General features: G+C 68.5%; 13 protein-coding genes and 3 pseudogenes. 4 read left to right on the top strand and 12 right to left on the bottom strand.

Annotated elements, in window-relative coordinates; all coding sequences use genetic code 11:
* A pseudogene (locus ACFW9O_RS34100) lies at positions 1–378 on the top strand (IS701 family transposase); the annotation flags it as partial.
* Between the two features lie 708 nt (positions 379–1,086).
* Here the strand turns inward: ACFW9O_RS34100 and ACFW9O_RS34095 are convergent.
* The gene (locus tag ACFW9O_RS34095) at positions 1,087–2,160 is read right to left on the bottom strand and encodes a mechanosensitive ion channel family protein (protein WP_384614790.1); all 1,074 of its coding nucleotides are present in this window, start codon (positions 2,158–2,160) and stop codon (positions 1,087–1,089) included.
* A 380-nt stretch (positions 2,161–2,540) separates the two neighbouring features.
* Between ACFW9O_RS34095 and ACFW9O_RS34090 the strand changes: the two genes are divergently transcribed.
* Positions 2,541–3,476, top strand: a complete 936-nt coding sequence (locus tag ACFW9O_RS34090) for a transposase family protein (protein ID WP_384614788.1) — start codon at positions 2,541–2,543, stop codon at positions 3,474–3,476.
* Positions 3,477–3,684: 208 nt separating this feature from the next.
* Here ACFW9O_RS34090 and ACFW9O_RS34085 read toward each other — a convergent pair whose 3' ends face one another.
* From ACFW9O_RS34085 to ACFW9O_RS34060, 6 genes are all read right to left on the bottom strand, one after another.
* Positions 3,685–4,074 (bottom strand): hypothetical protein, encoded by a 390-nt coding sequence (locus tag ACFW9O_RS34085; RefSeq protein ID WP_384614786.1) that lies wholly within the window; start codon positions 4,072–4,074, stop codon positions 3,685–3,687.
* 490 nt (positions 4,075–4,564) lie between these two features.
* Positions 4,565–4,906 carry a DUF5713 family protein gene (locus tag ACFW9O_RS34080; RefSeq protein WP_384614785.1) on the bottom strand — a complete coding sequence of 114 codons (342 nt, stop codon included), beginning with the start codon at positions 4,904–4,906 and terminating at the stop codon, positions 4,565–4,567.
* Between the two features lie 107 nt (positions 4,907–5,013).
* Entirely contained in the window at positions 5,014–6,060 is a 1,047-nt protein-coding gene (locus tag ACFW9O_RS34075; protein WP_384614783.1) for a tyrosine-type recombinase/integrase, read from the bottom strand.
* 80 nt (positions 6,061–6,140) lie between these two features.
* Positions 6,141–9,095 carry an FG-GAP repeat domain-containing protein gene (locus ACFW9O_RS34070; RefSeq protein WP_384614781.1) on the bottom strand — a complete coding sequence of 985 codons (2,955 nt, stop codon included), beginning with the start codon at positions 9,093–9,095 and terminating at the stop codon, positions 6,141–6,143.
* 2 nt (positions 9,096–9,097) lie between these two features.
* Positions 9,098–11,665 carry a S8 family serine peptidase gene (locus tag ACFW9O_RS34065; protein WP_384614779.1) on the bottom strand — a complete coding sequence of 856 codons (2,568 nt, stop codon included), beginning with the start codon at positions 11,663–11,665 and terminating at the stop codon, positions 9,098–9,100.
* A gap of 146 nt (positions 11,666–11,811) precedes the next feature.
* Positions 11,812–15,189 (bottom strand): ATP-binding protein, encoded by a 3,378-nt coding sequence (locus ACFW9O_RS34060; protein ID WP_384614777.1) that lies wholly within the window; start codon positions 15,187–15,189, stop codon positions 11,812–11,814.
* Positions 15,190–15,330: 141 nt separating this feature from the next.
* Between ACFW9O_RS34060 and ACFW9O_RS34055 the strand changes: the two genes are divergently transcribed.
* Both ACFW9O_RS34055 and ACFW9O_RS34050 read left to right on the top strand, forming a co-directional pair.
* Complete coding sequence (locus ACFW9O_RS34055; protein WP_384614776.1) at positions 15,331–15,540, top strand: hypothetical protein; 210 nt, start codon at positions 15,331–15,333, stop codon at positions 15,538–15,540.
* Between the two features lie 1,224 nt (positions 15,541–16,764).
* Positions 16,765–18,009 carry a PP2C family protein-serine/threonine phosphatase gene (locus ACFW9O_RS34050; protein ID WP_384614774.1) on the top strand — a complete coding sequence of 415 codons (1,245 nt, stop codon included), beginning with the start codon at positions 16,765–16,767 and terminating at the stop codon, positions 18,007–18,009.
* A 162-nt stretch (positions 18,010–18,171) separates the two neighbouring features.
* Here ACFW9O_RS34050 and ACFW9O_RS34045 read toward each other — a convergent pair.
* The 5 genes and pseudogenes from ACFW9O_RS34045 to ACFW9O_RS34025 all read right to left on the bottom strand — a co-directional run.
* Positions 18,172–18,255: pseudogene (locus ACFW9O_RS34045) on the bottom strand (IS5/IS1182 family transposase); the annotation flags it as partial.
* A gap of 57 nt (positions 18,256–18,312) precedes the next feature.
* The gene (locus ACFW9O_RS34040) at positions 18,313–18,468 is read right to left on the bottom strand and encodes a hypothetical protein (RefSeq protein ID WP_384614772.1); all 156 of its coding nucleotides are present in this window, start codon (positions 18,466–18,468) and stop codon (positions 18,313–18,315) included.
* 579 nt (positions 18,469–19,047) lie between these two features.
* Entirely contained in the window at positions 19,048–19,848 is an 801-nt protein-coding gene (locus tag ACFW9O_RS34035) for a maleylpyruvate isomerase family mycothiol-dependent enzyme (RefSeq protein WP_384614771.1), read from the bottom strand.
* 291 nt (positions 19,849–20,139) lie between these two features.
* Positions 20,140–20,736, bottom strand: coding sequence for a hypothetical protein (locus ACFW9O_RS34030; protein ID WP_384614769.1), 597 nt, complete (start codon positions 20,734–20,736; stop codon positions 20,140–20,142).
* Positions 20,737–20,814: 78 nt separating this feature from the next.
* Positions 20,815–20,907 (bottom strand): annotated as a pseudogene (locus ACFW9O_RS34025) (IS5/IS1182 family transposase); the annotation flags it as partial.
* Between the last annotated feature and the right edge of the window lie 473 nt (positions 20,908–21,380).

Here is a 21,380-nt window from a genome sequence, read left to right as displayed (position 1 = left end):
AAGGGCGAGATGACCGCCCACACCGAGACAGCCGAACCCTACGAGCCGCCCTACGGCGGGCTCGGGCCGCACCCGCTGCCCCGCTACCGCACCCGGCCAGTCAGCCTGCGCGACCACGTCCTGGCCGCAGGACGCAACAGAACGGTCGCGGTCACCTGGCGCAAAGGCTCGAAGGCCGCCATGTCCGCCCGCTTCGTGTTCCTGCGTGTCAGTCTTGCCGGCCGCCGACCGAAACCCGCCCCGGACGGTGTCATCGCACGGGGGTGGCTGATCGCCCAGTGGCCCGAAGGCGAGAACGAGCCGGTCAAGTACTGGATCTCCAACTTGCCTGCCGACATCCCCGCCCGTGATCTCGTCCGCCTTGCGAAACTGCGCTGACGCATCGAACACGACTACCGCGAGCTGAAGACGACGCTCGGGCTCGACCACTTCGAGGGCCGCTCATTCACCGGCTGGCACCGCCACGTCACCCTCGTCACCGCCGCCCACCTCTTCCTGACCGAACAGCGGACCTGCCCAAAAGCCCCAGCCAGGGCCTGACCCTCTACCAGGCCCTGGACCTCCTCCAACACCTCCTAGCCACCTGGACCGGCACCTGCCCCACCTGCCGACAACCCACCCCATGGCAGCCCTACGACACCACCTAACAAAGCCCTACTACTGAACTCCATGATCAACCGGCGCCGTGCTCGCTCTGCGCTCAGGGCGCCCTGTCGCCGGACGGCGCTCCTCAAACCAGGACATAGATCAACTACTCCGGGGCCCTGACCGTTCGCGTGCCCTTCAAGGGCAGGTACCGCAAACTCTCCGCCGCCCAGCAGGACGTCAACGGCGCCAATGGGAAACGCCTCCCGCATCAGCCGCCTCGTCCAGGCAGTCCTCGTCGTCACTTCGCATCAGCTTGAAGTTGGCAGCGTTCCGCCAGGACGTCCATACCAACATCGCCGCCGCCCTCCGCCACACCGGCCGCGACTACCTCCGGCCACTGCGAACCCTCGGCCTCACGTGATGAACCCGGACAGATCCCGATGACGTAACGACCCTGGGCAGAGGGCGGCCTTGGTAGGACCGCCCCGCCACGATGTTCTACGGGATCGAATGGGATCCGTCGCGTTGCGGGGGAATCGCCACGCCGTTCTGCTGGAGGGCGACGGTACGCGCCGGGGAGGGAATGCGGATGCCTTCCACGCGGTAGCGCTTGTGCAGCCGCTTGATGAACTCGTGCTTGATCCGGTATTGGTCGCTGAACTCGCCCACGCCCAGAATCACGGTGAAGCTGATCCGTGAGTCCCCGAACGTGTGGAAGCGGATGGCGGGTTCGTGCTTGGGCACCGCGCCTTCGACCTCTGTCATGACCGCGGTCACGATTTCGGCGGTGACGCGCTCCACGTGCTCCAGGTCGCTGTCATAGCCGACGCCGACCTGCACGGTGAGGGTCATCTCCTGTTCCGGGCGACTGAAGTTGGTCATGTTGGTGCTGGAGAGCTGGTCGTTCGGGATGATGACGAGGTTGTTGGAGAGGTTGCGTACGACGGTGTTGCGCCAGTTGATGTCGACGACGTACCCCTCCTCCCCGCTGGTGAGACGGATGTAGTCGCCGGGCTGGATCGTCTTCGAGGCGAGGATGTGGATGCCTGCGAAGAGATTGGCGAGCGTGTCCTGGAGGGCGAGGGCGACCGCGAGGCCGCCGACACCGAGGGCGGTGAGCAGCGGAGCTATGGAGATGCCGAGGGTCTGCAGAACGACCAGGCAGCCCATGGCCAGGACGACGACGCGGGTGATGTTGACGAAGATCGTGGCTGATCCGGCGACACCGGATCGGGACATCGTGACCGCTTGCACCAGGCCGGTGATCACGCGTGCCGCGGTGATGGTTGCGGCGAGGATGAGCAGGACCGTCAGGATCTCGTTGACGGCGTTGTTGACCCGGCCGGTCAGCGGCAGCGCCGCCGCGGAGGCCGCCACTCCGCCCGCGAGCGCCGCGATCGGCACCAGCGCGCGCAGCGCGTCGACGAGGACGTCGTCCCCGCTCCACCGGGTACGGGTCGCGTGCTTGCTCAGCCAGCGCAGGAGGATGCGCAGCAGGACGCCCGCCGCGAGCCCGACAGCCACCCAGACGCCCGCGACGATCCAGTCGTGAAGCGTGAGGTCGCGGTTCACCGGCTGCCTGCCGTCGCACCGGGAAGGGGGCGTGTGCCCGATATCTGATGTGCCGTCACCTTGTTGTCACCTGCTGCTCGAGTCCGGGATGTGCGGGGCCCGCCGCAACGACGAGTCGTTGGCCGGCGGGGCTCGCTCATCTTGCTACATGCGCAAGGCCGCCCCGCGGCAGGGCCGCTTGCGTCGGGCCATCACGGCGGCCTCGCTACATCAAATTCCTATGTGAGGCGCGCCGCCCGGATCTACAACGTGATGGCTACAGGCAGTCAACCCTGACCGTCACGGGATGCCGACCACACCCGTACTCAAGAAGGCCGATTAACGAGCTCGTGCACGGTTAGCGGTGGGACGTGGAGCTCTGGATCGTCGATCATGGCTGCATGGTGGGGAACGCGACGCGCACAGCGATCATCAGCGACCGGAGGATCACGGGCCTTTCGGCCGCTGTGATCGCTGAACTCGTTGCCGAGGTCGGCCCGTTGTGGCAGGAGCGCCACCAGTCCAGGCTTGCATCCAGGCCGCGGAAGCGTGCGGTGGGCGCCGGTGCGAAGCACCGCATGGTCTTCATCGACCGGCTCCTGGCCACGCTCGTGCACCTTCGCCACGGGGTCACTCATGACGTGCTGGCCTGCTGGTTCGGCGTGGACCGCTCGACCGTCACCCGGGCCATCGGCGAGGTGCGGCCCCTGCTCGCGGAGCGAGGATGCACCATCAGCCCCGACGTGCGACTGCGAACCCTGGCCGAGGTCGTTGACCATCTCGGCGAGACCGGGAAGACCGGCATCATCGACGGCACCGAGATCCGCGTCCGCCGCCCGGCCGTCGGCCACAAGGACCGGGACAAGTTCATCTCCGGCAAGAACAAGCAGAACGCCGTGAAGGCCACGGTCTTCACCGACGGGGACGGGCGGCTGCTGTTCTGCAGCCCGACCAGACCCGGCAGCTGCGCGGACATCACCCACGCCCGCGAGTTAGGGCTGGCCAAGCTCCTGGCCGACGGTCCAGCGGTCGAGGTCCTCGCCGACGCCGGCTATCAGGGACTCGGAGCACAGACCGGCGGACGCATCGTGACACCCCCGCACCGCAAATTTAAGAAGAACGCCCCGGACTGGTACGAGCCGATGCACGAGCGCCAGCGCAAGGCCCACTCCTCACGCCGCATCCGGGTCGAGCACGGCATCGCCCACCTGACGAACTGGCGGGCACTGGCCCGTCACCTCGGCCGCCGCGAGCACATGGACGACACCGTCCAAGCCGTCGCCAGCCTGTTGTCCCAGCAGCAGACCGCAGACCAGATCCCGGCTTGGCAGACGTGAGCGCCGAACCCCACCGACCCTTTCGACGTCTCACTGCTAACCGTGCACGAGCTCGTAACGACCTCGTGCATGATAGGAATCATCGCAGGTCAGCGGCTTGCGCCCTCGCAACGCCCGAGTCGTTGACCTGCACGGATGTAGCGACGTCTCCTATCGTGCACGAGGTCGTAAGGGCTGTCCCGTAATCCCTTGGTCAGCGACCCGAAGGTCATACAACTGCGTCGAAGTACCCCAGGCAGAACGAGATTGCTGCCGCCACCAGGAGGAGGGCAAGGAGGGTGCGCCTACCACTCGCGTTTTCTGGCATGTTGGAAACGAATTCGGCACGTTTCGGATTCTCCGGGTCGTACACGATCTCCTGCGAACCCGAAGGCAACGTGGTGAGGCCAGCTCTAACGATGCTGTGGAGGCCCCCGTCGCGGCCGTCGTACCCGTACCGCACAGTTATCTTCCCGTCTTGGGGAACTGACCTAGACGCCTCCCAGGCCCACGTACGCACACCCCTCTTTCGCAGAGGAGCCTGCCTGAGGTAGGGGAGCCCGAAAACCAAAAAGGCCAAGATCGAAACCGCGAAAACTGCCCCAAAAACGTTGAACATCGCAAGCCTCTCATTGCGGATGGCGACTTAGGGCCACGTTACGGGTGCAGACCCTACGGCACCTCGTCCCCGTGGCCTCAAGGGCGCGGGGCCCTCTGTTGTCGGAACTCCCGAATGCATCCAGTATGTGGACCTCCCTCCGCCTTGCGCTGCACCGCATCTGACGCGGCACGCTGATCCACCAGCGATTACGGGACAGCCCTTTTACCTTCGTGGGGTGGGGATACCGAGGTCGACGGTGGGGCGTCGAGCCCGGCGATGAGTTTCGTCGCGCTTGATACGCAGAAGCTGAAGCGTGCGGTCGAGTCCTTCGATCTCACCGGCCCAGCCTTCGGCTTGGGCGCGGGCTCGGCGGGTGATGAGGTCGGCTTGGAGATCGTCGAGTCGGCTGATCATCCTCGGGCTGACCTGGAGCATGGGACACCGGATGCAGGCTTCTCTGAACCAAGCAACTCCCGCCGATCGGAGGAGGTTGCCTTCCCGTCCTCGTTCACCAGTCCCGGCCAGCAGTCAGCTCCTCCGCATCTGCGCCCGTGAACCCGTATGCCGACGCAACGAAACAAAACTCGTCACAGATCCACTCACGCGCAACTGTCTCGATCCCGCTCCCTGCCGCCATGAACTCCCTGTCCAGCAGGTTGAACTCCTCCGTCGCAGCCTGGGTGAGGGCATACAAGGTCTCCAGATCTGACGGCTGCTTGGCCTCAATAAGCCCGCACAGCTGCAGCAGGATTGCCTTCCCCCGGTCGACCACGTGATCAGGGAAGTGCGGGTCGTCGTACATCGGCTGCAGGAACGCGTGTCCTGCTACCTGCTGGTTTGTGATGGGCATGGCACTTCCTTATCTCGATCTCCGCCAAGAGCTAATGCGCCGATCATGCACAGCGCCACTGACAACGACGCCACCCATGGATGCCAGTCCCCACGCGACCAGGACTTTCACGACAGGCGCCTATCGGGTCGCGCGTCGTGAGCGGCGATGGGCGAGGTAATGGCGATGACGTCTTCGTTGAACACGGCGACGTAACCGCGGGTGGTCTGGATGTTGAGGTGGCCGAGCAGCGTGGCGCCGATATGGATGGGCAGCCCGCTGTTGACGAGCTCGGTGGCGAAGATGCGGCGGAAGTCGTGCGGGGTGAACTTGACCGAGCGGAACTCGGGATGGAGTTCAACGAAGTCCGTGCAGCGTCGTGCGAGCATGTTGATGACGCTCACCGGACTGATCACGCTGCGGGTGGACCCGATCTTGCGCTGGAACAAGAACGGCATCGGCGGGCTCCAAACCTTGTCGTGCGGATCGAAGCGCCGAAGGATCGGGACCGGGCTGCCAACGCGGGTGTGCCGTCGGATGACGGACGCAATGACGTGGAACAGTTCGGCGGACATCGGAATGACGCGCTCGCGATCGGTCTTGGACGGACTGATGACCAGGAGGGCGACCATCTCGCCGTTATTGCGTTGGTAGTGACGGATGCTGAGGTGGCTGACCTCGCACATCTCCTCGATGTGGGGACCTGAGTGACGCAGGGTTTCGACTGTGGCCCAGTCCCGGAAGGCGGTCTCTTCCTCCGCTTCGACGTGGACCAGTTGCCCGGTGGCGTCCCGGACGCGGACGGGTACGCGGTGGCCGGCGCGGACGAGTGTGAGGTCTTCTTCGGTCAGAACGCGCCGGTAGGTGTGGCCGTCGTGGGTGAAGGGCGTGTCTGTGGCGGCTGCTGAGGCGTGATCCAGGAGGGTGCGGGTGCGGTCGTAGCGCTCCTCGACGTGCCGGACGAGCCGTCGTCCCGCTCCTGAAACAGGGCTGGGAGATCGACCGCCCGTTGGGGCCTGTGGTAATTCGTCCCGCTGAATGTGTTCATGCACCCGGCCGTTGCGAGCACCTTCGGGGGCCGTCAGATCGCAACCGTACTGTTCGCCTGGGTCCTTCCACTCCGCACGATCGGGCCGACGACCTTCGCTGCGACGCTCAATCAAATCATCCGTCACTGGGACAGGGCACACCGAGAACCCCCTGAGCATGGCCCAGGGGGTTCTCGGTGTCCGGCCCGGGGGCCAGCGGTTACAGGTCAGGACAGGGTGTACGTGGTGGTCTGCTGGATGGCGTTGTTCAGCGACAGGACGCCGCCGCCCAGCTGGTCGGCCATCCTGTTGCGGCCGAAGTCGTCGGAGTTGAGCGACATCATGTCGTCGACGCCGTCACCGTCGAGGTCGGCGGCGAGGTAGTTGCGGCCGCCCATCAGCGACGCGTTGCCCAGACCGCTCTGGAAGGACCAGCCGCTGGTCAGCACCGACGGGTCCCAGGCTCCGAGGCCGCCCTCGACGCCACCGGCCAGAAGCCTGCGGCCCCCCGGCCCGTTGATGAACTGGACGCCCCGCAGGGGTGAGATCACCGAGCTGGAGGTGTCCGCGCCGTCCGCGCCGAAGCCCCGGAACGTACCGTAGCTGAGCTGGTACATCGGGTCGTTCTTACCGTCGATGAAGTAGTTGTCGTGCGACCAAGGGCTGCCGCCCAGGGCCTGGTGCAGTACTTCACCGGTACGTCCGTCACGGATCTCCATGACGACGCGGGGCGTGGCGGTGTCCAGCTCACCCGCGACCGAGGGGTCGCTGCGCGTGATCCAGGTGTAGACGACCGCGTGTCCGTCCGCGTACGGGATGTTCGGCGAGGCGAAGACCGCATGGTCGAGGGCTGCGCCGAACAGCTTGCCTTCGAACGCCTGCTGAGGGGCCTTGGGGTCGGCGGTCCAGTTCACCGTGCCCTTCGCGGCGTCGAGGGCGACACCGTTCTGGACGGCGGATGCGCTGTTGATCGCGCCGAGGCTGGAGTACTGCGTGTACACCTGGCCCTCGGCGACCACCGTGTCGGAGAAGACCACATCACCGGCGCTCGCGGGCGCGGCGTACGACCACAGCTGCGTGCCGCGGGCGTTGTAGACGCGCAGGGCGTCGGTCGGGACCAGGATCTCGTCCTTGCCGTCGCCGTTGACGTCGGCGACCGTCACCGAGCGGACGTACTGGCCGGCGCCGTCGATGGTGGTGAGGACGTTGCCCGTGGTGCCGTCGAGCAATGTGGTCGCACTGTCCGCCGCGACGACGACCTCCGGCTTGCCGTCGCCGTTGACGTCGCCGGTCGTGATGTTGTGGATCTCGCCGGCGACGGTGGCCCGCCAGAGCTGCTTCGGCTCGCCCTTGACGAGCGAGGGCCCGGACCAGGCCCACACGCCGTTGGAGGTGCCACCGGCGACGACGTCCTTCTTCTTGTCGCCGTTGAGGTCGATGGCCTGCGCGTAGTTCAGGGCGCCCTGGAGCGGCGTGATGGCCTTCTGTACGCCGTTGCCCAGCTTGTACGTCCGGACGTTCTGGTTCTGGTCGATGACCCGGACGAAGTCCTTGCCGCCGGACCGGTAGACCTGCTGGAACATCGGGGACGCGTGGAGACCGTCCTGACGCCAGGCGATCTTGCCCTTGGCGTTGAACACGGTCAGGGCGCCGTAGCGCAGACCGCCGATGTTCTCGGCACCGCCCATGCCCGTGTCGTCCTGGCTCGAGACGACGAGCTTGCCGCCGACGGCGTCCATGTGCCAGGAGTTGGCACCGTCGTGGTTGTTGGAGGCGTCGCGCTTGAAGGTGTAGGTCCACTTGACCGTGGACGCGTCCTCGCCGTCCAGCACGCGGACCGTGCTGGAATTGACGAACAGGGAGCTGTCGAAGGTCGACTCGCTGACCGCGTACTCCGCGCCGCCGCCCGAGGCCGCGTCGCCGATCGTCATGGCGGTGGCCATGGCGTTGACGCGGGTGTCCAGAGTCGTGCGGTCGCCGCTCCTGAGGTCGTACGAAGCGATCTCGTACGTGACGGCGTCGTTGACGTCCGACTGCTCCAGGGCGACCACGCGCCCGCGGGTGGCGTCCAGGTGGAGCTGGCGGCCGTACAGGTCGCCGTCCGCCTGCCAGGACACGGAGCCGTCGGTGGTGTCGAGGACGAGCGTGGTTCCCTGCGCGTCGACGTCCACGTTCTTGCGCAGGTTCCACGAGGCGGCGACCTTGCCGTCGCCGACGCCCTCCAGGGAGCCCCAGCTGACGTTGCGTGTCTCCTTGGTGTCGTACGTCCACGTCGAGGACGGGGCCAGGGCGCCGTCGGCGTACGCGAACCGGATACCCGTGAGGGTGGCGGTCTCGGTCGCCGGAGCGTTTCTGTTCACCCGCGGCGAGTTCGCGAGCAGCAGGGTGCCGTCCACGATCTTCACATTGGTGACGTACGAGTACAGCTTCGACCACAGCGTGTTGCCGGTCCTGCCGTCCAGGACCGTGACGAACGTACCGGTCGACAGCGACGAGCCGGGCGACGTGAAGGCCCGCGGGGCGGGCGAGAAGCCGACGGCCGCCGAGAAGACGATGTCCGGGACACCGTCACCGGTCAGGTCACCGGTGTCGTACCCCTGATCGGAGTAGGGCGAGAACGGGCTGACGGCGTTGTAGCCCATCACGATGCGGGCCGGGTACGGCTCGACCCGCCAGGCCTGCAGCGGCTTGACCTGCCAGTCCGTGTACAGCGAAGTGTTGGTGCGGGCCCATGCGGTGGAGCCGTCGGCGTTGTGCAGCTGGATGTTGCCGAGGCTGTGCACGGTGAAGTACTGGTCGCCCTTGGCGGGTACCGTGACGCCGAGGCCGCGCACACCTTCCATCGTGGACTTGGCGGTGAAGGTGACCGGGGTGTTGGCCGCGGTCGTGCCGGAGCCGGCGGCGTCGAGGTGCGAGCCGCTGCCGCTCGAGCCGTTGGAGGCACCGGAGGTGTCATCGGCGGATGCCTGGTCGTCGGCCGCGTCGCCGGAGGCCGTCAGGTCGCCGTAGACGTCGACCCCCATGTGGTCGGTGAGCTTCTCGGCCTGGGCGTCGGTCAGCTTCATGACCGCATTGCCGTCGGTGCCTGCGGCCAGCGCGTGCGGTGCCGAGGACAGGGCGAGGCCCGCGGCCACCAGGGCGGAGGCGAGCGTCAGCGCCCGCTTGGAGTGAAGGGATCGCATGATCAGGCTCCCTGCGCGATGCGGATCGCCGAACCGTCGGTCAGGACGGCCTGGTCGAAGGAGTACTGGAGGGCGTCGGTGCCCGACTGGTTCTCGATGCCGACGGTGGCGGCGGAGCCGCTGCCGGGCACAGACTTGTACTGGAAGGTGATGTCACCGGTGGCCTCGTCGAAGACGGCCTCGAAGGTGACGCGGGTCGTGCCGTCGGAGACGAGCAGGGCCTGGTTCCAGACGATGGCGAACTGGCGCTTGCCGTTCTGGCCCTTGAGAGCGGTCTGCACGCTCGACTTCCTGTCGAGGGTCAGGTCGTCCCAGAACGGGGCGGCGATGCCGTTCGGCCGGGCGGCCGAGGGAAGCGCGGTGTTGGCGTAGTCGCCGAGGCGCGGCTCCATGAAGTTGACCAGGCCGTTGGTGGTGATGGAGGCGCTGGAGTAGTCGACGCCGTACAGGGTCACCCAGAAGGGCAGCGAGACGGTCTTGGCGTCCTCGTCACCGGTCAGGGAGACGGCGGTGGAGCCCTTGAGCCAGGAGTACGTCGCCGGGGTGCAGCTGTTGCCGGAGTTGTCGGTGCGGGCCGGGAGCTGGACGGTGCGGGTCTCGACGCTGTCGACGGCCAGGCTCGCGGAGTAGATCCCGTTGCACAGGACCGGGGAGGCCGGCTTCACCGTCAGCGTGTAGCCGCCCTCGGCGACGCTGGGCAGGGTGAAGGTGCCGTCGGCGCCCGAGGTTACGGACGGGACGGGGGTGCCGGTGACCTCGACGGTCGCCTTGGCGAGCGGCTTGCCGGTGACGTCGAGGACGGTGCCGGTGACCGGGTGGGTCGTGACGGCTTCCATCGATATGTTCTGGGCCAGCGGTGTTCCGGTGGCCAGCTCGATGCCGGAGACCGTCTTGTTCGCGTAGCCGTAGCCGCTGAGCGAGAAGGAGTACGCGCCCGGGGCGAGCGCCAGACGGTAGGAGCCGTCGGAGGCGGTGGTGACCGAGCGGGTGACGGAAGCGGCGTCCGTAGCCTTGACGAGGATGCCGGACAGCGCCTTGCCGGTGGCCTGGTCGGTGATCGTGCCGGTGACCGTCACCGCGGTGTGCGGGGCCTTGTCGATGGAGGCGAGGACGTCGAGCTTGCCCTCGCCCCAGACGTTGTTCATGCCGGCCGTACCACCGCAGTGGGTGTCGTCGACGTCACGGGCGCCCTCGTCGAGGAGCCTGCGGGTCTCGTCGATGTTGCCGATCAGTGACGGGGCCGCCGCCCACAGGAGCGCGACCGCACCGGCGACGTGCGGGGTCGCCATCGACGTCCCGTTGATGGTGTTGTACGAGGAACCGGGCCACGTCGAACCGATGTTGACGCCGGGCGCCGAAATGTTCGGCTTCATCGAGCCGTCGACCAGCGAGGGGCCGAAGCCGGAGAAGTTGGCGATCTTGCCGCTCGCGTCGTACGCGCCCACACCGTAGGAGGAGACCTGCGCCCCCGGCGGGTGCGTGGTGGAGCAGGTGACGCCGTTGCCGTCGTTGCCGGCCGCGAAGGCCTCGAAGATGCCTGCGGAGTTCCAGGCCTCGACGATCTCCTTGTAGAAGGTGTTGTCGTCACCGCCCCACGAGTTGTTGACGATGTTCGGGGCGAGGTCCGGGCGCGGGTTCTGCCCGTTGTGGTCCGTCGGTGCCAGAATCCACTGACCGGCCTCGAGCAGGTACGCGTCCGTGCACTGCTCGGCCTCGCAGCCCTTGGCGGCGATCCACTTCGCGTTCGGCGCGACGCCGATGCCCTTCTTGCCGACCATCGTGCCCATGGTGTGGGTGCCGTGGCCGTTGTTGTCGCACGGGACGGCGCTGTCGGGGCAGGCGCCGGTCGGGTCGTACCAGTTGTAGTCGTGCGAGAACGAGCCGTCGCTGTTGTTGCCGCGGTACTGGGCGACGAGGTCTGGGTGGTCGTACTGCACACCCGAGTCGACGTTGGCGATGACGATGCCCTCGCCGCGCGTCTCGTACTGGTTCCAGACGTCGTCCGCGTTGATGTCGGCGATGCCCCACTCCGCGGCGTCGTCGCCGACGACGGCGGAGTCCGTCTTCCCGGAGGCCGGGAGCACCTTGGTGACCTTGGCGTCGGAGGTCTCGATGTCGTCGAGCTCGTAGTGCCGCTCCTTGACGATCGAGGCGACGTCCGAGCGCTTCGCGAGCTCGTTCACGAGCTGCTGGTCGCCGGTGACCTTGATGGTGTTGGCGATCCAGTAGTCCTCGTGGCCGACCTTCTTCTTGTCGAGGAAGGTGGTCAGCGACTTCTGGCTGCTCTTCGCGTGGGCGCGCAGCCCGCTGTAGGCGGACTTCGCTTTCGCGGCGTGGGACTTCTTCTTCCTGGCGGCGGACAGGTCCGCCTGGTCCTTGAGGACGACGAAGAAGGATGCCTCGCCTCCGCTGTCAACGGCGTTCAGCAGCGCGGAGTCGACCTTGGGCGACGGCGCCGTGGCGGCGTCGGCCGCGGCCGCGGGCAGCGGCGCGGTCAGCAGGGCGGCTGCGGTGAAGGCGGCCGCAGCCCAGGCGGCGCGGCCACGCCACGGCGGTTGGGGCAGGTGCATCGGGGGAGCTCCTCCAGGAACGGAACGGGGGAGTTCGGACCCTAGACAGACGCCGTTACTCGGGCATTACAGTGCGCGTGGCCTGCTGGTGCAGGGATACGGTGACGCGCCGACCGCCCTCGAAGGAACCTGTGGACGCCCGGTTCTCAGCGGCGCTTCTCGGCGCGGAGACGGGTACGTGCCCATGCCGCCAGGCTGGTTCCGGCGGGATAGGGGAGAAGCGCGGCCAGTGATTCGGCCCGTGCCAGCTCCTGCGCACCCTCGCCGTCCCGGGAGAGCATCACCAGGGAAGCCCCGAGCGCGACGCGGGCTTCCACCTCGGCAAGGTGTTCCCCGGTACGTTCCGCCCGTGCCACCTCGGCCAGAACACGGCGGCGCGCGGATTCCGTCCGGCCGGAGAGGAGTTCGCCCCAGGCCGCCAGGACCGGTGCCTCGTCGGCGAAACCGTCAAGGACCCGCAACACGGTCTCCGGGTGTCCCAGGCGCAGGGCGAGTTCCGCACGTGCGGCGCGTACTTCATGACTCGCCCGCTGGTCCCCGAGCGTGGTGACGACCGACGCGGCGCGGTCCAGGAGGATCTCGGCGGCTGACGTCTCGTCGGTGGCCCACCGGGCGCGGGCCAGCGCCGTCAGTGCGTACGGAAGGCACCAGGCCTCGGCCGGTTCGGCGCCCGCGACCGCCTCCTCGGCGAGAGCGCGCGCCTGCTCGGGCTTCTCCAGGAGCAGCCACAGTTCCGCGAGGTTCGCCCGCTCGAAGGCGGCTGCTGCCGGACCTCCGGATCGTTCGGCGAGGCCGAGGGCGCGCTCCCCGATGTCGATGGCCTCGCGCAGCCGGCCGGCGCGGCGCGCGTTCTCCCGCAGCATCGACAGGACGGAGCCCAGCAGCGTCGGATCGCCGAAGGCCTCGGCCGGTGCCAACGCGCGGTCGCCCGCGGCACGGGCCAGGTCGAAGTGGCCCGAGAGTCCCAGGTTGCTCGCCTGCAGGACGAAGGCGCGGGCCTTCAGGCCGTGGCCGGCATGCCCCGGCACCCCGTCGGCCGCCGCGAGGGCGCGCTCGGCGGCGGCGCACCCGTTGTCGTAATGACCTTGTGTGCTGAGAATGACGGACAGAGTCAGGAAGTGTCCCGCCGTCGGCTCGGGTGAGGTTTCCTCCGTCACGGGATGGCGCCGGAGGATGGCGAGGCCGGAAGCGGGGGACCCGGTCCTGACCAGCATCTCCGCCAGCAGTGCTGCCGCGAGGACGCGATTGTCGTGGTCGTGCAGCCGTTCGAAATCCGTCAGGGCCGGGCGCAGCGCGCCGACGGCCTGCTCGAAGTGGCCCATGTTCCGCAGCACCTGAGCGTGCGCGAGGCGCGCGCGACCGGCATCCACATCGAGCCGGGCTATCAGGTCCCGGTAGTAGCGGTCGGCCGTGTCGTTGGCGTAGAGGGCTGCAGCCCGTTCGGCCGCCAGGCGCAGGTACTCGGCCGCGCGGGGGTCGTCGGCGCGGGCGAAGTGCGAGGCGAGCGTGTCGACGGCATCGGGGCGGCGACGGCGCACCGCCTGCGCGAAGGCGCCGTGCAGGTGCCTGCGGCGGACGGCGGAGAGCCGCTCGTAGCAGGTGAGGCGGACCAACGGGTGCCGGAAGGCGATGCCCGTCTCGTGCTTTCCCGCTACGACGACGGTCCGCTCCTCGATGAGAGCGGCGCCGATGGCCTCGTCCAGCGCAGTGATGGCTGCCGCCCCTGACAGAGGCGGGTGCAGGCCGTCGGCGGCCACGTCGAGCAGCTCGGACAGCGCGGTCTCGGCGCCGCCGACGGACAGCGCCTCCACCACGCGCCGCGTGTTCCCGTCGAGACGTGCGAGCTTCTCCGCCACCAACTGCCGGACTCCGTCGGGCGCCAGACCTCCGGGGCCGTCGACGCCCATGTTCCGGGCCAGTTCGATGGCGAACAGGGGATTGCCCAGCGAGAGGTCCCACACACGGCCGAGCTGTCCGGCACTGTCCGGCGCGGCTCCGAAGCGTGGCGCGCCGCCCACCTCAGGTGTCACATCGCGCACGACCGCAAGGCACGCTGCCCGGTCCAGGCGGTGGACGATCTCCTGCACGACCTGCGGTTGACGCAGAAGAGCCGCGAGATCCGCCCGCCGTGGGCCGGACTCGGCGAGCTCCTCGGCGCGGTAGGTCACGAGGACACGCAACGCGAACCCGGGGCGGGAAGCGTGCCGCGCGAGGTGGCTGAGGAGTTGACAGGAACCCGAGTCCGCGGCGTGCAGATCGTCCAGCACCAGCAACACCGGTTGCACGGCAGCCAGTTCACCGAGAAGCCCTGCCGTGGCGCGGAACAGCCGGTCCCGCTCGTCCTCGGGGCTGCGGTCACCGAAGGTCCCCACCTGCCCCAATGACGGCAGGAAGGCTGCCAGCTCCGGGTACTCCGAGCCCACCCGGGCCCGTTCGGCCACGTCCTGCTCGGCCAGCCAACCGTCGAGCGCCTCGGCGAAGGCTCCGTAGGGTGTGTGCCCCTCCGCATCGTGACCGGCGCCCCACAGCACGGCGGATCCGGCCGCGGCAGCGAGCCGCGAGGCTTCGGCCACCAGTCGGGTCTTGCCCACGCCGGCCTCACCGGTCAGGATCCGAACCGGCGGACCGTCGACGGTGAGCAGCCGGTGCAGCAGCTCGTCCCGGCCGCGCAACGGCGCCACGTCCAGGCTCTGCAGCGGTGCGGGCAGGGCCACCGGGGCCGGGCCGGGCCTGAGCGTGGTGGCCAGGGCGGCCCGGTGCAGTCGCTCCGTCTCCGGACCCGGCTGGACGCCCAGCTCGGCCGCGAGCGCCTCACGGCACAGGTGGTACTGCCCGACCGCGCGCCGCCGCAGCCCCTGGCGTATGTAGGCGTCGATGAGGATCCGGTGCGCCGCCTCCTCCGCCGGGCTCGCCCTCAGGACGTGCTCGGCCAAGGCCGTCGCCTCCTGCAGGGCGCCCGCCTCCAGGTGGGCCGAGGCCAGCACCATGCGCATCTCGTCCTTCAGGGACGCGAGCCGGGCCCGCCGCGGCTCGGTCCACGAGAGGTAACGGTCCTCCGGCAGCAGCTCGCCGGTGAACCGGCCCAGCGCGTCCGTCAACGCGTCGGGATCTCGGGACGCCAGTGCGGCCCGAGCAGCCTCCTCGGCATCGTCTATGTCGACCCACACGGTGGCGGGGTCGAGAGAGAGCATCGCCCCTTCGGAGACGAGGTACGACGACGCGGCGCGCGGGGCGAGCTCGGGTTCCAGCGCGCGTCTCGCGGCGTGCAGCGCGACGCGGAGGTTTCCGGCTGCCGCGTGCGGATCGGTGTCCGGCCAGCACAGATCCATGATCTGCTCACGGTGCAGTCGATGGTCCGGCGTGAGCGCGAGGAGCTTGACCAGTGCCTGAGCTGTCAGCCTCGGCCATCGCCCGGTGGGTTCGGTGCAATCGTCGCGCGATACACGGAAACGGTTGAAAAGGTGCAGACGCAGCAAAGGGGCGGCGGGATGGCCGGTGTTGAAGGGGGTTTGCCGCGTGTTCATGGGGGCGCCACTGTAGTCGAGCACCCTGAGCCCGGAAGGCTTGGGGCGTCGAGGGGGCCGATGGCCACTACGGGCCGATGTCAGCCGATGGCCGAGTCCCGCACGGTGTAGGTGTCGGTGTCCGCCGGGCACCGGTGAGTAATGAGTACGGTCACCCACCAGACGAAGTCCGAGATCCGCGTCCCGCACGCCGTCGCGGTCGAGTGCGGCGCGCAGCGCGGTGGGCGCCGGCTGGGGCGGCAGCCCGAGCACGCCGATGCTCGCTCGTCCGGCGGAGCGCGGCGGCGTCGACGGATGCCGTGGACGGTCTCCTTGCCGGACAAGGCCCTGACCACCGGAGAGTTCGTGTAGGCGTCGGCGTACGCCTTCGGTTCTCCGGCCCGATTGCCGGACCGTCCTGCGAACGGGCAGCGAAGTCGCCGGGCCACCTGTCGGGACGCAGTCGCAGTGTGCGCCCTGGAGTCGGCGGGGATCGGCGAAGGTGCGGGGAGTGGCTCTGTCTAATCCGGACGTCCTCACCGGTCCTGAACTGGTGGCGGCCCGCTACCGGGAGCTCTCGGCAGAGCAGGTGTCGGATATCTCGCGGAGCGCAGTTGGAACGAGATGACCTGCCGTCTTCCAACCCGGTCAGCAATCGGGTCAGTGGAGTCTCTTCGCTCGCCCGGCGCGGATCGCGTGTTTGGAGGTGCGGCGGGACAGGAAGCGAGCGCGCGGTCACTCAGCGATGCCGCGTGCTGGCCTCGAGGTGGAATCGGGGTTGGGGGAGGCCCCATCCGCAGGGTCTGTCGCCGTTGGAGTTCCAACCGCGACGGCACCAGAGAACGAGGTGTGCTGAAGTCGCGCGTTCGGTGTGAGTCGGGTATGGGGTGAGCGCCGGGCGGACCGAAGCAGACGCAGTCTCTCTCCGGTCTCCCTGCTCATGGCGCAGTCGAGGTCCACCGGGGCTTCGAACTGGGGGTGCTCGCCTCCAGGCAACCGTTGTCGCCGAGGAGGGACAGGGCCGGGAACTTGTGGTGCCCCCACAGACGTGCGCGGCGGGTTCGTAGGCCGCGTCGGCGATCGCGGAAGTGATGTCCTGGACCGGAGGCTCCGCCCCACAGAGCGGCGGGGCGGAATGCCCGCGCAGGGCTGCTCGCCATCGACTCGAGACCGGGGCGCGACGCGACCGCCTCCGATACGGCCTCAGCCTTCAGCTTCCGGCTCGCTCAGCGCAGCGCATTGAAGGGAGATCTCGCCCTTTCCGTACTGCCCTGCGCGCCGTCGTCCTGCGCTGACCGATGCGCGGTGCGGTGCGCACTGCCGCACCTGATGCGCACCGCCTGGTAGACAGCGCATCGTACGGTGCGCTGTCGCCCTCCCTGTCCGTGGTGGCGTGGCGCGCCGCCGTTCGCGCGCGGATGCCTACGTAGCTGCTTCTGAACCTGGGAGCGTGCAAGGGGGTGGCTGTACGGCTCTGGGGTGGGCCGCACAAGCCTTTCTCGGGTGGGTGCCGTGGCGCGCGAGGTGTGGTGATGCTGCGTAGCGTGGGAGGTGCAGGGTCGCCGAGGCCGAGGATGCTCACTGGGGTGGAAGCGAGTGAAGCCCGAGCTGGACTACAGGTCGTTGTTCGCAGCGACGCCGAGCCCGTATCTGGTGCTGGCACCGAATCTGGTGATCGTCGAGGTCAACGAGGCGTATCTGCGGGCGACCGGCCGTACTGAGGAGGACTTGATCGGCAAGTACGTTTTCGATGCGTTCCCGGACAACCCGGCCGACCCGGACGCGGACGGCGTGCGGAATCTGAAGGCCTCATGGGGGCGGGTGCTGGCCACGGGGCGGGCGGATGTGCTGGCGGTGCAGAGGTACGACATCCCCGTGGTCGCGCAGCCGGGGGCATTCGAGGAGCGCTGGTGGTCGACGGTGAACACTCCTGTTCTTGACCGGCGCGCGCATGTGTCGTGGATCATCCACCGGGTGGAGGACGTGACCGCATTCGTGCAGGCCCGCCGCGCCCGCGACCGGAGGGCGGGGGAGCCGCTGACCGAGCGGGAGGAGGGGATGGAGGCCGAGCTGTATGACCGGGCCCGTGAGCTGCAGCGTCTGAACGAGGATCTGCGGGCGGCGCATGCGCGGGAGCGAAAGATCGCGGTCACGTTGCAGGAGGCGATGCTGCACGCCCCGGATCTGGCTCGCCATGAGAATGTGGCGGTGCGGTACCGGCCCGCGGTCGGCTCCCTGAACGTGTGCGGCGACTGGTACGACGCCGTTGATCTGGCCGACGGACGGTTCAGCGTCGCCGTCGGCGATGTCGTCGGGCACGGCCTGGAGGCCGCCACCGTGATGGGGATGCTCCGCAGCGCACTGTCCGCCGCAAGCCGGGCGGTGACCGGGCCGGCCCAGGCCCTGGAGGTGCTGGGCATGTACGCCCGCTCGGTGGAGGGCGCACTCGCGACCACCGCGGTCACGGTGCTCGTCGACGCCCGGTCGAAACTGCTGGTCTACTCCAGCGCCGGCCACCCTCCGCCGGCGCTGCTGCACAGCGACGGCACGTGCGAGCTGCTGGAGAACGCCACCGATCCGCCTCTGGGTGCGCGGCCCGAACATGTGCCGCGCCCGCAGGCCAGCACCCCCTATCGCCCGGGTGACACGCTGGTCCTCTACACCGACGGGCTGATCGAGCGTCGGGGGGAGGACATCGACACCGGCCTGGATCACCTCAAGGAAGCGCTGGGCGACATGCCCGAATTTACTCCTGACCAGCTGGCGGACACCCTGCTCGAGCGGCTCGGCGTCGCCGGAGGCGGCCACGACGACATCGCTCTGGTCATCGTCCGTCTCTGAGAAGCGTTCTGCTCCTCAGCCGTGAGTCAGCGCGGTTCAACGAGTCGCCGCTTGACCAGGGTCGTTGGGTTCCGGGCTGTCGGTTCGCAGGACATGACATGTGAGGTTCGAAATGTGATCACGTGGTGTCTGCAGTTGCGCCCCGGCTGAGGTGATGCCCTTGATGCAATCGGCAGCGGATGTGGATATGTCGAGCAGCGGGGCGAGCTGGCGCATCGTCAAGTTCGTGCGCCAGTATGCCGTGACCCGGTCAAAGCGGACGCGGTCGTCGGCTCTGACAGCGCGGCTTCGACTGCGAGTCGATCACGCCCGCGCCGGCTCCGAGTCCCGCCCGGCCCGCTCGCGGACCAGGCGGCGGAGCCGGTCGTGGAACTCGCGGACCAGATCGTGGTTGCGCCAGCGCCGGAAGAACGCGTAGACCCGGTCCCACGGTGGGAAGTGGCAAGCACGGCACGCCACTTCGTGCCGTTGTCGACCAGGTAGCGGATCGCGTCCAGCATCGCGCGGTGGCAATGGGCCTCCGGTTGCCCGCCCCGCCCCGGCCCCGCAGCCAGCCCGGCACCGGCAGCAGTGCGCCGGACCACCGCCCACTCGGCGTCCGACATGTCGGTGGGATACCGACGCTCGCGCGCCCCGTGGTCACTGGCGTTCCCGAGCCTGTGAGCCAGACAGTCACACGCGAGAGTGGCTGAAGTGGACCCCACTCCCGCGTTGCCGTGGAAATGCGACAACAGAGCCTCCTGGAAAGCACGTTGGCTTCGACACCCTTCGAGCTACCAAGAGGCCCTGCTCTCATGCACGGCAGCCGCCGCAGTCACCCGATCGACCGACTTCTCGACGAGATCGGGACGACGGCAGTCGCGTCGCTTCTCGTGATCGCTGGGACGGAGAAATTCGCACTGCCATCCAGGCAGACGGTCGGCTTGGTGACGCCCCGAGGCCGCCTCGCGGGTTTGAGCCCGGTGCCGCGACTGACGAACCTGGCGCAGAGTCGCGTCTTACCGGCTCGAGGCGGGGCCAACCGCCCCCCGCTACGTCCTACTTCTCCTCCGGCTCCCAGGCGCGGAGCAGGTCGAGCAGCCCTGCGTCTCCGTCAACGTGCAAGGATTCGGCCTGGATCCGGTCGTACAGGTAGAGGACCAGCTCACTGGCCGTGCCGTGGACGGAGGCGCCGGCTGCGTCCGAGTCTTCGCCGGTCGCGGCGGCCGGCGCGGGGATGCGGGTGATACGTGCGCCGTCGCCGTCGACGGTGAGGCGCCAGGAGCGGCCCTCGGCGGCGTGGAAGTCGAAGGCCGTGGGCTTGTGCGGCCAGGCACTCGGCGTTGCGCAGACGGTGAACAGGAACTCCTCCACACCGTCGAGTGCCAGCTCGACCGGCAGCGGCTGCGGGGCGCCCCCGGCGAGCTGGGCGTCGTAGGTGTGCACCGCGGTCTCCTGGACCCGGTGCCGGGCGGTGCCGCCGGCGGTCTGCGGTGACTGCGACGCGGGCCACCACGTCCAACAACCGCTCTCCGGTCCCGCCGCGCGCAGGGCGTCCAGCAGAAGCTGCGTCGACGCGTCCAGCCAGGCCAGCAGGGCCTCACGCTCCTGCGGCACTTCCAGCGCGGCGCGCGCGGCGACGGCCTCGGCCGGGGGAGCGTCGGCAGACCCCGCGCCGACTATGGCGGCCCAGAAACGGTCTCCCCCACCCAGGTGCTTCACCAGATCGAACAGCGTCCACCCGGGGCAGGTCGGCACCTGCGCGTCGAGACCGGGCGCGGCGGCGATCACGGCGCGGAAGGCGATCGACCGTTCATCGATCAGGCGCAACAGGTCAGGGAACTCAAGATTCTTTTCCACGCCGGATGTCTATCACTGTGCTCCGGTGATCGGACAGCGATTTTCACAGTCGCCGCCGGTTGGCCATTGCGGACGTCCTCGCCTCCCACTGCTCGGGTGACAAGCTGCGCACTGCTGCGAGGACGCTGGTGGTGGCGGTACGCCAGGCGTCGTGCCTGTGGGTGCCCTGGCCTCGCCGTGCGGCCGGGCACCTCGGCGACGCGAGGACTGGTCGGGTCGGGAGTTCAGGTGACTCCCGTTCGACCAGACTCCTCAAGTTCGGAACAACAACAGCCGCTCAGACGTCGCTTCTTATGGCTGCGGTGAGGGCTGGGCGGCTTCAGGGAAGCCCAGTTCATCCAGCAGCGCGTCGAACAGCTCCTCCACGAAGGTCTCCCGTGCACGCAGCAGTCCCTCGATCCGAGTCTGCTGCGCCGCGGCCTGGACACCAGCCATTGAAGCCCACACGAGCGCGCCCTCGGCGTCGGCCGGCACCTCCGCATCGAGCTCTGCGCGCTTATGCCTGATGGCCTCTTCGAACTCCGGGGTGGTCACCCACAGGCTCACATCGTCCACGTCCTCGGGTTCCTCGACGAGGAGGGCCGCGGCGTTGTCCAGGTTGAGCCATGCCTGCCAGCGCCGACCGCTGCTGTCCAGGCCGGTCAAGAGGGCGACGCTGCTGTCGGAGACATCGGCGACGCAAACCGGTGCTCCAGTCCATTCGACCAAGGCGAACAGGTAGTCGTCCTCCCAGATGTCCTGCTCCAACTGCAGGGTCTGCCAGCCGCCCGGTCGAGGCCGCCACTCGTGCATGTCCTCCCTCAGCCCTGGATCGCTGCCGCCGAACAGGGGTGCTTCCAGCAGCGGGCTCTCGCTGCGCGCAAAAACCAGATGACCGGAAAAGCCCATGGAACCTCCTCGTCGAATATCAGCGCACCCTACGAGCCGTCACTGACACCACCGGCGTTGGCCGACTTCTGCTGCCGACTCGCCCCGCGCGCCGAGCTCGTCGAGGACGACGCGGCGGAGCCGGGCCCAGTCCCGTTCCCGGCTCCACTGGGCGAAGCGCCGGTAGACCGTGGGCGTTTCGACGGCGGGAGCTTGGTTTTGGCGGTCGATGTGTCGCCGGCTCATCACCGTGGGCCAGTGGCAGGCGGGGGACCCGGACATCGCGATCGTCAGCGACGCCGGCTACCGAAGTGACCTGCCTGGCGTGGGTCCTGCGTGACCTGCCTGTCGAACTGGTCGGCAGGGTCCGGTCCGACCGTGTCAAGCGTCTGCCGAAGCCGCCGACCCCAGGCACCGCCCCCGGACGCCCACCTGGCTGCAAGAAACAAACGCCGGACACCGCGTTACGACGTCGGCAAGACCGTCAGACGCCCCGAGACCCTCAAAGCCATCCGCAGACCTGGCAGGTCCTGGCAGATGGAGAGCAAGCTCGAGCTCATCGAGGGTGGTTGACGGCTTCTCAGCGACCGTGCGATCCCTTGCCGTTGCGGGAGAACCGCATCGGCGCGTGGCGCGTCCCTACCAGTGATCTTCGCGGGCGGCCT

It is taken from the genome of Streptomyces sp. NPDC059499 (assembly GCF_042749285.1).
Lineage (GTDB): Bacteria > Actinomycetota > Actinomycetes > Streptomycetales > Streptomycetaceae > Streptomyces.
Note: the sequence above shows the minus strand (reverse complement) of the source record. Positions and strands in the feature narration are given on the sequence as shown.

Bases quoted from the DNA above. Each gene is read 5' to 3' on its own strand.
- ACFW9O_RS34070 (WP_384614781.1), bottom strand. From the start codon at position 9,095: ATGCGATCCCTTCACTCCAAGCGGGCGCTGACGCTCGCCTCCGCCCTG.
- ACFW9O_RS34030 (WP_384614769.1), bottom strand. From the start codon at position 20,736: ATGGGCTTTTCCGGTCATCTGGTTTTTGCGCGCAGCGAGAGCCCGCTG.
- ACFW9O_RS34080 (WP_384614785.1), bottom strand. From the start codon at position 4,906: ATGCCCATCACAAACCAGCAGGTAGCAGGACACGCGTTCCTGCAGCCG.
- ACFW9O_RS34090 (WP_384614788.1), top strand. From the start codon at position 2,541: ATGGTGGGGAACGCGACGCGCACAGCGATCATCAGCGACCGGAGGATC.
- ACFW9O_RS34060 (WP_384614777.1), bottom strand. From the start codon at position 15,189: ATGAACACGCGGCAAACCCCCTTCAACACCGGCCATCCCGCCGCCCCT.
- ACFW9O_RS34065 (WP_384614779.1), bottom strand. From the start codon at position 11,665: ATGCACCTGCCCCAACCGCCGTGGCGTGGCCGCGCCGCCTGGGCTGCG.
- ACFW9O_RS34055 (WP_384614776.1), top strand. From the start codon at position 15,331: ATGAGTACGGTCACCCACCAGACGAAGTCCGAGATCCGCGTCCCGCAC.
- ACFW9O_RS34085 (WP_384614786.1), bottom strand. From the start codon at position 4,074: ATGTTCAACGTTTTTGGGGCAGTTTTCGCGGTTTCGATCTTGGCCTTT.